This window comes from Mycobacterium sp. 1165196.3, from assembly GCF_001673415.1.
Lineage (GTDB): Bacteria > Actinomycetota > Actinomycetes > Mycobacteriales > Mycobacteriaceae > Mycobacterium > Mycobacterium europaeum_A.
In genome coordinates, this window is record NZ_LZLU01000031.1 from 1 (window position 1) to 11,314 (window position 11,314).

At 70.6% G+C, this 11,314-nt stretch carries 10 protein-coding genes and 2 pseudogenes; 2 read left to right on the forward strand and 10 right to left on the reverse strand.

Going from position 1 to position 11,314, the window contains the following annotated elements; translation table 11 throughout:
* The coding region (locus tag A5659_RS03465; RefSeq protein WP_067179315.1) for an acyl-CoA dehydrogenase at positions 1-949 on the reverse strand (949 nt) is incomplete at its 3' end.
* A 176-nt stretch (positions 950-1,125) separates the two neighbouring features.
* On the opposite strand from A5659_RS03465, the gene A5659_RS03470 reads away from it, so the two are divergent.
* On the forward strand, positions 1,126-2,235 hold the full coding sequence (locus A5659_RS03470; RefSeq protein WP_067179318.1) for an LLM class flavin-dependent oxidoreductase: 1,110 nt from the start codon (positions 1,126-1,128) through the stop codon (positions 2,233-2,235).
* Positions 2,236-2,240: 5 nt separating this feature from the next.
* Here A5659_RS03470 and A5659_RS03475 read toward each other — a convergent pair whose 3' ends face one another.
* The 6 genes and pseudogenes from A5659_RS03475 to A5659_RS03500 all read right to left on the reverse strand — a co-directional run bounded on the left by A5659_RS03475 (position 2,241) and on the right by A5659_RS03500 (position 8,463).
* Positions 2,241-2,672 (reverse strand): A24 family peptidase, encoded by a 432-nt coding sequence (locus A5659_RS03475; protein ID WP_067179320.1) that lies wholly within the window; start codon positions 2,670-2,672, stop codon positions 2,241-2,243.
* 10 nt (positions 2,673-2,682) lie between these two features.
* Complete coding sequence (locus tag A5659_RS03480; RefSeq protein WP_066876280.1) at positions 2,683-3,522, reverse strand: shikimate dehydrogenase; 840 nt, start codon at positions 3,520-3,522, stop codon at positions 2,683-2,685.
* Positions 3,497-4,744 carry an endolytic transglycosylase MltG gene (gene mltG, locus A5659_RS03485; protein WP_066863513.1) on the reverse strand — a complete coding sequence of 416 codons (1,248 nt, stop codon included), beginning with the start codon at positions 4,742-4,744 and terminating at the stop codon, positions 3,497-3,499. Before mltG ends, A5659_RS03480 begins: the two co-directional genes overlap by 26 nt.
* Positions 4,737-5,241 (reverse strand): annotated as a pseudogene (ruvX, locus tag A5659_RS03490) (Holliday junction resolvase RuvX). The gene mltG and the pseudogene ruvX overlap by 8 nt, the downstream one beginning before the upstream one ends.
* The gene (gene alaS / locus A5659_RS03495; protein WP_067179322.1) at positions 5,242-7,944 is read right to left on the reverse strand and encodes an alanine--tRNA ligase; all 2,703 of its coding nucleotides are present in this window, start codon (positions 7,942-7,944) and stop codon (positions 5,242-5,244) included.
* Positions 7,945-8,073: 129 nt separating this feature from the next.
* Positions 8,074-8,463, reverse strand: coding sequence for a secondary thiamine-phosphate synthase enzyme YjbQ (locus tag A5659_RS03500; RefSeq protein WP_197497906.1), 390 nt, complete (start codon positions 8,461-8,463; stop codon positions 8,074-8,076).
* 177 nt (positions 8,464-8,640) lie between these two features.
* Here A5659_RS03500 and A5659_RS03505 point away from each other — a divergent pair, with 177 nt between their 5' ends.
* Entirely contained in the window at positions 8,641-9,264 is a 624-nt protein-coding gene (locus A5659_RS03505) for a hypothetical protein (protein ID WP_067179324.1), read from the forward strand.
* 19 nt (positions 9,265-9,283) lie between these two features.
* Here the strand turns inward: A5659_RS03505 and A5659_RS03510 are convergent, their stop codons facing one another.
* From A5659_RS03510 to A5659_RS28910, 3 genes and pseudogenes are all read right to left on the reverse strand, one after another.
* A complete protein-coding gene (locus A5659_RS03510; protein ID WP_067179326.1) occupies positions 9,284-9,619 on the reverse strand; it encodes a hypothetical protein in 336 nt (111 codons plus the stop codon).
* Positions 9,616-10,986 carry a replication-associated recombination protein A gene (locus tag A5659_RS03515; protein WP_067179328.1) on the reverse strand — a complete coding sequence of 457 codons (1,371 nt, stop codon included), beginning with the start codon at positions 10,984-10,986 and terminating at the stop codon, positions 9,616-9,618. The genes A5659_RS03510 and A5659_RS03515 overlap by 4 nt, the downstream gene beginning before the upstream one ends.
* Positions 10,987-11,171: 185 nt before the next feature.
* A pseudogene (locus tag A5659_RS28910) lies at positions 11,172-11,303 on the reverse strand (hypothetical protein); the annotation flags it as partial.
* Positions 11,304-11,314: the final 11 nt, after the last annotated feature.

Below are 11,314 nucleotides of genomic sequence, written 5' to 3' on the forward strand. Positions count from 1 at the left end.
ACCTGGTTTCCAGCTCGGGATCGATCCCGGTGTTGCGCGCCGCCTGCAGCGCGGAAGCGAGTTCGGCCGCGGCGCTGTGCACCAGCGCCTGGGCGGCGTATGCCACCGCGTCGATCTCGCCGACGATCTGCAGCAGCTGCGGATCCGCGGTGGGCTCCTCGACGCTGGCGAAGGTGTAGGTGCGTCGCCGCCCCCGCACCAGCGCCGCGGCGTCGGCGGTCAGGGACCGCAGAATGCCCGCGGCTATCGCGTGCAGATACAGCTGCATCAGCGCGCCCCGGGAGCGGTTCACCCCGATGGTGTCGGCCAGCGGGAACACCTCGTCGGGCGCGACAGCGACGTCGTGGAATACCGTTGTGCCGCTGCCTGTTTGGCGCTGGCCAATGCCGTCCCAGTCGTCGAGGTGCTCGACGCCGGCCCGGTCCACCGGGATCACCACGGCGGTCGGGATGCCGTCGTCGTCCTGGGCGGTGATGCGCAGATAGTCGGAGAACTGCGCGCCGGTGCTGTAGAACTTCCGGCCCCGCAGCCGCAGCCCGTCCGCGCCGCCGACCAGCCGGGTGTCACGGTCGTTGCCGCCCACTGACTTCTGGCTCTTCTCGGCGTTGGCACCACCGATCAACCCGCCCTCGGCGACCACCGCGATCCACCGGTCGCTGCCCGGCCGCCGCGGTGTGACCTGTAACTCCTCGACCAACGCGTAGTGGATCCGCAGGATGTGCGCCAGATCCGGATCGGCGGCGGCGAGCGCGATGAGGTGGTCGAAGAATTCGGCCACCGAGTAGCCGGCGCCGCCGTGTTCGCGGGCCAATCGCACCGCGCCCCACCGCTGTTCCCGGACGAGCTTGAGGCCGCGCAGCGGCGGCTCGGTTCCGCCGTTGGCCAGGCGCAGGCGGTAATCGGCCGCGATTTCGGCGAGCACGCCGTCGCTCTGGGGTCCAACGGGCATGCGGGTCAAGGCCTTCCTGGATGAATCGATGTCGCGTGTACGACAGCCAGCCCGAAAGGCTGTCAGGAGCCGACGCCCCGGGCAACGGTTTCCTGCGTCCTGAATTTTTTCGGCGGCCGGTGGACTTTCATCCGCGGTGATTCCTGACCTGACCACGCGTTAAGCGCCGACGGCAGATGCGGCCGCGCGGTCATGTGCCAGCATGTTGTCTGGTGGGTCAATTTCTCTGGTACATACCGAATACCGTCGAGCCGGGCCATCGAGGCGACGACACCGTCGACGGCTGGGGAAGCCTGGACTATTCGGTCGACCTGGCGCTGCGCGCCGAGCAGCACGGCTGGGAAGGCGCGCTGATCGGCACCGGCTGGGGCCGGCCGGACACGTTCACGGTGGCGACGGCGATCGCGGCGCGCACCACCAACTTCGCGCCACTGGTGGCGGTCCGCCCGGGCTATTGGCACCCGGCGCATTTCGCCAGCGCGGCGGCAACGCTGGATCGGCTCAACAACGGCCGGCTGCTGGTCAACGTCGTCAGCGGGGCCGATGACCTGGCCGCCTACGGCGACCCGGAGGTCGACAAGGCGCGCCGCTACGACCGCACCCGCGAATTCATCCGCCTGGTCCGCCGGTTGTGGAGCGAGGACGACGTCACCTTCCGCGGCGAGTTCTACCGTGTCGAACACTCGACGCTGCAGCCGCGCCCGACCGGTGCGGACGACGGCCGGTACCCGAAGCTCTACTTCGGTGGGGCGTCGGAGGCCGCCGAGCAGGTCGCCGCGACCGATGCCGATGTCCAACTGTTCTGGGGCGAGCCGCTGGACGGCATCGCCGAACGCATCGACAGGCTGAAGTCGTTGTCCGACAAGCTCGGTCGCGAGCACGCGCCGCTGGAGTTCGGCCTGCGTGTCACCACCCTGGTGCGCGACACGTCCGAGGAGGCCTGGCGCGACGCCGAGGCGAAGGTCGCCAAGCTGGCCGGCACGCCCACGATGATGCTGCTGCACGACCCGGCGGGGTCCGCGGGCCAGCGGCGGCTGACCGATCTCGCCGGGCGGGGAGAAGTGCTGGATTCCTGCCTGTATACGACGCCGAGCAAATACGGCGGCGAGGGCGCCGGGACGACGTGGCTGGTCGGGTCGGCCGTCGAGGTCGCCGCCGCGCTGCGCAAATACGCCGACCTAGGGGTCACCCACTTCGTGCTGTCGGACACCCCGTACAAGTCGGAGACGGTCCGGCTCGGCGAACAATTGTTGCCGCTGCTGCGGCCCACCACCGTCCCGAACTGACGGCCTCAGAGCAGCGCCAGCCCGACGCCCGCCGCGCTGGCCAGACACATCGACGGCCCGTGCGGCACCGTGGCCGTGCCATCGCCCGGAAGCCGGGCCGCCATCCCCAACGCCGCGGTCAGCAGCGGCGCCCCCAGCGCCGCCAGGAACCATGCGCCCACGCCGAAGCACCCTGTCAACGCGCCCAGGCCGAGGGCCAGCTTGACGTCGCCGGCGCCCATGGCGCCCCGCGACCCGCAGTGCACGGCGAGGTAGATCGCGGTCAGCCCGACGGTTCCGGCCGCCGCCGGCGCGCCGCGGCCGGCCAGGGCGGCGGCCGCCAGAATCGTCGCGGCCCCGGTCAGCGTCAGCGCGTTGGGCAGCCGGCGCTCCCGGATGTCATAGCCGCTCAACGCCGCCAGCCAGGCCAGCACCAGACACGCCGCCGCAATTCGCATGCGCGGCAGGCTAATCCGGTGCGGCCACCGCGCAAGTCATGGCCTCGCGCGGCGCGGGCCGCCCGGTGAACTGTTCCACCTGCGCGAAGGCCTGGTGCAGCAGCATCTGCAGACCACTGATCACCCGGCCACCGGCGGCGCTCACCGCGGCGGCCAGCGGCGTGGGCCACGGGTCATAGACGGCGTCCAGCAGCACGCCGATGCGTCCGAAGGTGCCGGCATAGCGCGCGGCCACGTCCGCCGGGATGGTGCTGACCAGCACCTCGGCGCCCGCCACCTCGTCGGCCAGCCCCCCGCCGTCCAGGTCGCAGAACCGGGTCGGCACACCCAGTTCGCCGCCCAGCTCGACCAGCCGGGCCGCCTTGCCGGGGTTGCGGGCCACCACGGTGACGCCGGCGACGCCCAGTTGGGCCAGGCCGGCGACGGCCGCCGGAGCCGTGCCGCCCGATCCACAGACCAGCGCCCATCCAGAGGCCCCACCTGTTGACGCCAACGCCCCACTGACGCCGTCGATGTCGGTGTTGTCGGCCCGCCAGCCGGTCGGCGTGCGGACCAGGGTGTTGGCCGAGCCCACCCGCCGCGCCCGGTCGGTCCGCTCGTCGGCGAAGCGCAGGGCGGCGAACTTGCCGGGCATGGTCACCGACAGCCCGACCCATTCCGGCCCGAGGCCGCCCACCACGCCGGGCAGCTGCTCGGCGTCGCACTCGATGCGCTCGTAGGTCCAGTCATCCAGGCCCAGCGCGCGGTAGGCCGCCAGGTGCAACTGCGGGGACTTCGAGTGGGCGATCGGCTTGCCGAGCACGGCCGCCTTGCGCGGCGCCGGGCTAGCGGGGGGTGCTGTCGAGGACACCGTTGTGCTTAGCCAGCTCGATGTTGGCCAGGTGTTGTTGATAGTCGCGGGTGAACAGCGTCGTGCCCTGCGCGTCGATGGTGACGAAGTACAGCCAGTCACCGGGCTGCGGGTGCTCGGCGGCGTTGAGCGCGTCGGTGCCGGGCGAACAGATCGCGGTGGCCGGCAGGCCCTGCGACACATAGGTGTTCCACGGCGTCTTCTGGGCCCGGTCGGCGTCGCTGGTGGCCACCTCGCGGCGGTCCAGCGGATAGTTGACCGACGAGTCGAACTCGAGCGTGTGGTGGGCGTGCAGCCGGTTGTAGATGACCTGCGCCACCTTGGCGAAGTCCTGGGAGTTGGACTCCTGCTGCACCAGCGACGCCACCACCAGGATGTCGTAGGGCGACAGGCCCATGGCCTGGGCGGTGTCCACCAGCCCGGACTTGACGTACTCCTCGGCGCCGGCGCCGATCAGGGTGGCCAGGATGGCCTCGGGCGACGCGGACGGATCGATGTTGAAGGTGCCCGGCCCGATCAGCCCCTCGATGCGGCGGTGGTCCTTGCCGAGTTCACCGACGGGTTCGGTGGCCCATGCCGGCACCGCCAACGCCAAGGGAGAACTGTTGGTGGCGGCGGCCCGCAGGCCTTCCACCGGGACGCAGCGGGTGTCCCCGTCCAGGTCGACGCAGGTGGCGCGCGAGATCAGCGTCAAGATTCCCGGCGTCACCACGTTGGTCTTCATGTCGGTGGTGTCGTCGAGCTGACGGCCTTCGGGGATGACCAGCCGGCCCACCCGGCTCTTCGGGTCGGTCAGCCGCGCGACGGCGTTGGCGGCCGGGATCTCGGTGCGCAGCCGGTAGAAACCCGGTTGGATCGCGTTGATGGCGCTGTTGCCGTGCGCGGCGTTGACGAACGCCCGCACCGTCTTGATGACCTGCTGTTTTTGCAGCGTCTCACCGATGTTGGTGGTCGAGTCACCGGCCTGGACCTGAATCACCAGGTCCCGCTTGCCGCTGCCGGTGTAGTCGTCGCCGGGCCCGAACAACGTGTGCCACAGCTTGCCGCCCGCGAAGACGCCGGCGAGCACCACCACGACGAAGATCGCCAGCGCGACCTTGCCGGCGAAGCGCCGCCGCCGGCGGCCCCGCTCGGCCTTCCGGGCGACCCGGCTCGACCTGCGCCCCGACGGCGCGCCCACCGCCTCGGGCTCGGCCCGTTCCCGCCGTGCGCTGTCAACCATCGCTGAGCTCCCCCGCCACCGCCGCGCGGCGCTGATCCAGCCAACTCTGCAGGATCGCCACCGCCGCGGCCTGATCGATCACCGCACGCTGTTCTTTGGCCCGCATCCCGGCCGCGCGCAGCGAGCGCTGGGCGGCCACGGTGGTCAGCCGCTCGTCGGCCAGCCGCACCGGCACCGGGGCGATGCGCTGGGCCAACGCGTCGGCCACCTCGATCGCGTCGAGGGCCCGGGCCGGTGCGATCGGCCAGCGTGCGCGGCAATCCGACCACCACCTCGACGGCTTCGTATTCGGCGACCAGCGCGGCCAGCCGCCGCAGGTGCTTGCCGTTGCGGTCGCGGCGCACGGTCTCCACCGGGGTGGCCAGGATGGCGTCGGGGTCGCTGCAGGCCACGCCGATGCGCACGCTGCCCGCGTCGATGCCGAGCCGTCGTCCCCGGCCGGGGTCCTGGTGAGGATCGCCGGGCCGGTCAGGCGAGCGGTGCTGTGTCAAGACCACTCAATCGACCCGCGCTATCACGGCGATCTCGGACCGTACCGCGTCGAGCGCTGCGTCGATGCCCGCCGGATCCTTGCCGGATCCCTGCGCCAGGTCCGCCTTGCCACCGCCGCGGCCGTCGACGGTCGCCGCGAGCTGCTTGACCAGGTCGTTGGCGCGAAGCCCCAGGTCCTGGGCGGCCGGATTGGCGGCGACGGCGTAGGGCACCGACCCGCCCTCGCCCTCGGCGATCAGCGCGACCACCGCGGGATCGCTGCCCAGCTTGCCGCGAATGTCGCCGACCAGGGAGCGCAGATCGCCCGCCGTCATCCCGCCGGACATCCGTTGCGCCACCACCCGGACGTTACCGATGCGCTCCGCGCCCGCCGCGGCGTTGGTCGCGGCGGCCCGGGCGCCGGCCAGCCGGGCGCGTTCGAGTTCCTTTTCCGCCGCCTTGAGGCGCTCCACCAGGTTGGCCACCCGGGCGGGCACCTCGTCGGAGGGCACCTTCAGCGTCGACGCCAGCCCCGCCATCAGCGCGCGTTCCTTGGCCAGGTGCCGGAACGACTCCAGCCCGACGTAGGCCTCCACCCGGCGCACCCCGGAACCGACCGAGGATTCGCCCAGGATGGTCACCGGCCCGATCTGCGCCGAGTTGTGCACGTGGGTTCCACCGCAGAGCTCCAGCGAGAAGGGGCCGCCGATCTCCACCACCCGCACCTCGTCGGGGTAGGCCTCGCCGAACATGGCCATCGCGCCCATCGCTTTGGCCTTCTCCAGCTGCTCGGTGAACGTGTGCACCTCGAAGTCGGCCTGCACGGCCTGGTTGGTCACCTCTTCGACCTGGGTGCGCTGCTCTTCGGACAGCGGCCCCTGCCAGTTGAAGTCGAACCGCAAATAGCCGGGGCGGTTGAGCGAGCCGGCCTGAACGGCGTTGGGGCCCAGCACCTGTCGCAGTGCCGCGTGCACCATGTGGGTGCCGGAGTGGCCCTGGGTGGCGCCGCGGCGCCACTGCGGGTCGACCGCCGCGACGACGGTGTCGCCCTCGACGAACTCGCCCGACTCGACGTTGACCCGGTGCACCCACAGGGTTTTGGCGATCTTCTGCACATCGGTGACCGCGGCGCGGGCGGTCTCGCCGGCGCCCGTTCCGCTGATGGTGCCCTCGTCGGCGATCTGGCCGCCGGCCTCGGCGTACAGCGGCGTGCGATCCAGCACGAGTTCGACGCGGTCGGCCCCCTCGGTGCCGTGGGTGACCACCGGAACCCGCTTGCCGTCCACGAAGATGCCCAGAATCCTTGCCTCGGAAGTCAATTCGTCAAAGCCGGTGAACTCGGTGGGCCCGGCGTCGACCAGCTCGCGGTAGGCGGTCAGGTCGGCGTGGGCGTGTTTGCGCGCGGCGGCGTCGGCCTTGGCGCGCCGGCGCTGCTCGGCCATCAGTTCCCGGAAGCCGACCTCGTCCACGTGCAGGCCGGCCTCCGACGCCATCTCCAGCGTGAGCTCGATCGGGAATCCGTAGGTGTCGTGCAAGGTGAAGGCGTCCGCGCCCGAAATCGACTTCGCGCCAGAGGATTTGGTGGTGCCGGCCACCTCGTCGAACAGCTTCGAGCCCGCCGCCAGCGTGCGGTTGAACGCGGTCTCCTCGGCGACGGCGATGCGCCGGATCCGGTCGAAGTCGGCGACCAGCTCGGGGTACGACGGCCCCATCGCGTCGCGCACCGTGGCCATCAGGTCACCGACGATGGGCCCCTCGATGTCGAGCAGCCTGGCCGAGCGGATCACCCGGCGCAGCAGCCGGCGCAGCACGTAGCCGCGGCCGTCGTTGCCGGGCGTGACGCCGTCGCCGATCAGGATGGCGGCGGTGCGGCTGTGGTCGGCGATCACCCGGTAGCGCACGTCGTCGTCGTGGTTGCCCACGTCATACCCGCGGGGCGCCCGGGCGGCGGCGGTGTCGATGACCGGGCGCAGCAGGTCGGTCTCGTAGACGTTGTGCACGCCCTGCAGGATGAACGCGACCCGCTCCACGCCCATGCCGGTGTCAATGTTCTTGCGCGGCAACGGCCCCAGGATCTCGAAGTCGGCCTTGCCGGTGCCCTCGCCGCGCTCGTTCTGCATGAACACGAGATTCCAGATCTCGATGTAGCGGTCCTCGTTGGCGATCGGGCCGCCCTCGATGCCGAACTCCGGCCCGCGGTCGTAGTAGATCTCCGAGGACGGGCCGCACGGGCCAGGGATGCCCATCGACCAGTAGTTGTCTTCCATGCCGCGGCGCTGGATGCGATCGGAGGGCAGGCCGGCGATCTCCTGCCACAGCTGCACGGCCTCGTCGTCGTCGAAAAAGACCGTCGTCCAGATGCGTTCGGGATCCAGGCCGTAGCCGCCCTGCTCGACGCTGTTGGTCAGCAGGGTCCAGGCCAGCTCGATGGCGCGGCGCTTGAAATAGTCGCCGAACGAGAAGTTGCCCGCCATCTGAAAGAACGTGTTGTGTCGGGTGGTGATACCGACCTCGTCGATATCGGGCGTGCGGATGCACTTTTGGATGCTGGTGGCGGTCGAGTACTCGGGAGTGCGCGCGCCCAGGAAGTAGGGCACGAACTGCACCATGCCCGCGTTGACGAACAGCAGGTTGGGGTCGTCGAGGATCACCGATGCGCTCGGCACCTCGGTGTGGCCCGCCTTCACGAAATGATCAAGAAACCGCTTCCTGATCTCGTGTGTCTGCACTTTCCAGCCCGCTTCTTTCCGTTACTTCGACGTCTGGCTCCCAGCCTATTCGCCGGGTGTGAGAAGCCCATCTAACGACGCATTTCGACCGCTCACAGTACCTGCCCCGGCGCGCCGGGCGTCCGGCCGCTAACCCTCCAGAAAGCTCAGCCGGACCGAGCGTTGGGGGTTGTCCCGGTTCAGGTCGACCAGGACGATGCTTTGCCACGTGCCCAGCATCGGCTCCCCGCCCGAGACCGGCACCGTCACCGACGGCGCGACGAGCGCCGGCATCACATGGTCGGCGCCGTGGCCCGGGGAGCCGTGCGAGTGCCGGTACCGGTCGTCGCGCGGCAGCAGCCGTTCCAGCGTGTCGACCAGGTCGTCGTCGGAACCGGCACCCGTCTCGATGATGGCCACCCCCGCCGTGGCGTGCGGGACGAACACGTTGCACAGGCCGTCCCCGCGCGACCAGCAGAACCCGCGCACCGCTTCGGTGAGATCGACGATGCGGCGGCGCGAGGTGTCCACGTCCAACACATCGGTATGCACCCGGACAAGCCTACGGCCCGACCGTCGCGACCAGCCAATCGTTTGTGAGCGCGGCCACAGTTGGGCATTGCGGCACGCAACCGGCAGGAGGAAGGTAACTGGTGGGACCGGTGGCGCCACCGGGTCCCGTTAGTTGTCAAGCCCCGACACAGAGAGGGGTCGACCGTGTACGCACGTTCCACCACCATCCAGGCGCAACCCCTGTCGGTCGACATCGGAATTGCGCACGTTCGCGACGTCGTCATGCCCGCCCTCACCGAGATCGACGGGTGCGTGGGGCTGTCGCTGTTGGTCGACCGGCAATCCGGCACCTGCATCGCGACCAGCTCGTGGGAGACCATCGAGGCGATGCGCGGCAGCGCCGAGCGGGTCGCGCCCATCCGTGACCGGGCCGCGCTGATGTTCGACGGCAGCGCGCGGATCGAGGAATGGGACATCGCCCTGCTGCACCGCGACCACCCGTCCCGACAGGGTGCGTGCGTGCGCGCCACCTGGCTCAAGGTGGTGCCGGATCAGCTCACCCGGTCGCTGGACTTCTACCGGTCCTCGGTGCTGCCCGAGCTGGAGGACCTCGACGGGTTCTGCAGCGCCAGCCTGCTCGTCGACCACCCCGCGTGCCGCCGGGCGGTCACCTGCTCCACGTTCGACTCGATGGAGGCGCTGGCCCGCAACCGCGACCGGGCCAGCGAACTGCGCAGCAGGCGGGTGCGCGAGCTGGGCGCCGAGGTGATCGACGTGGCCGAGTTCGAGCTGGCCATCGCCCACCTGCGGGTGCCCGAGCTGGTCTAGCCGGGCAATCAGGCTGGGCCTAGGGCAAGGCGTCGCCGGGGAACCCGCGGCAGGCGTGCACCTCGTAGGTGAAGACGCCCGCGGCGACCCCGGGGTCCTCGCTCATGATCCCGGTGGTCTTGTCGACCGTCGCCGCGAAGACTCCGACGCCGCAGACGTCGGACTCGTCGCTGACCGGCAGGACCACCGCGAGCACCCCGTCGTCGCGCAGCCCGAAATTGCGCCGGCCGTGCTCCCAGATCACGCCGACCGACGACTCGTCGCCGAACCTGGGGCCGCGCTTGAGGATGACGACGCTGTAGGGCTTGGCGGTGGGCAGCAGCCGGCCCATCTCCTCGTCGGTGAAGACCTTCATGACCGTCCCCTCTTGTTGCGGATGATCGCGCGCAATCGGTCCAGCCGGCCGGCCATTTCGCGTTCACCGCCGCGGCCGGTGGGGCGGTAGTAGTCGACACCGACCAGCTCGTCGGGTGGATACTGTTGCGCGACAACGCCATCCGGGTGATCATGCGAGTACTTGTAGCCCTGCGCGTTCCCCAGCCCGGCGGCGCCCGAATAGTGCCCGTCGCGCAGGTGCGGCGGAACCAGTCCGGCCTTGCCGGCCCTGATGTCGCTCATCGCCGCACCCAGCGCCGTGGTGACCGCGTTCGACTTCGGCGCGGTGGCCAGATAGACCGTGCAGTGCGCCAGGGTGAGCTGCGCCTCGGGCATGCCGATCAGCGCGACGGTCTGCGCGGCCGCGACCGCCACCTGCAGCGCGGTCGAGTCGGCCATGCCGATGTCCTCGCTGGCCAGGATCATCAGCCGGCGCGCGACGAACCGCGGGTCTTCCCCGGCGACCAGCATGCGGGCCAGATAGTGCAGCGCGGCGTCGACGTCGGAGCCGCGGATCGACTTGATGAAGGCGCTGATGACGTCGTAGTGCTGGTCGCCGTCCCGGTCGTAGCGCACCGCGGCCTCGTCCAGGGACTGCTCGACGGCGGCGACGGTCAACTCGCCACCGGGTTCGGCCGCCCGCACAGTTTCGGCGGCGACCTCCAGCGCCGTCAGCGCGCGCCGGGCATCGCCGGCGGCCAGCCGCACCAGCAGGTCGACGGCCTCGGGGTCGACGGCGATCTGACCGCCCAGCCCGCGCGGGTCGTCGATCGCGCGCTGCACCACCGCGCGGATGTCGTCGGCGCTCAGCGGCCGCAACTGCAGGATCAGCGAGCGGGACAGCAGCGGCGCCACCACCGAGAAGCTCGGGTTCTCCGTGGTCGCCGCGACCAGCAGCACCACCCGGTTCTCCACGGCCGACAGCAGCGCGTCCTGCTGGGTCTTGGAGAACCGGTGCACCTCGTCGATGAACAGCACCGTCTGCTCGCCGGACAGCAGCGCCCGGCGCGCGGTATCGATCACCGCCCGAACGTCTTTGACACCGGCCGACAGGGCCGACAGCGCCTCGAACCGGCGCCCGGTCGCCTGCGAGATCAGCGCGGCCAGCGTCGTCTTGCCGCTGCCGGGGGGCCCGTACAGGATGGCCGATGCCACGCCCGAGCCCTCGACCAGGCGGCGCAGCGGGGACCCGGGCGCCAGCAGATGGTCCTGCCCGACCACCTCGTCCAGGGATGCCGGACGCATCCGCACCGCCAGGGGGGCGCCGCCCGACGCGCGCAGCCCGTGATCGGTTGGCTGCGACGCGCCGGGTAGGTCAAACAGACCGTCGGACACGGCTTCAGGCATACCACGACCGGCCGACGCCCGCGCCGGCCCAGGCACGCAGCCGGCAATCCCGGCACCCACGGCCCATCTTTGCTAAGTTCCGGTTGCCGAGTTCCGCGGGCGTTTTCTCAAGGAAACTTCGCCACACTTGGAAATCCGACAGCAAGGACGGACATGAGCCAACCTCCCGAGTATTCAGGCACCCCGTAGACGAGAGCCGAAACGATCAGCGCCACAGGGTTTTTGGTGAATGCGTTCCAGGCCCAGCCGAACGCGTCACCGACGCTGAACGCGGGCCGGGGCGGCGCCCCGTAGCCGGGTGGGGGCCCGTACAGGATGGCCGATGCCA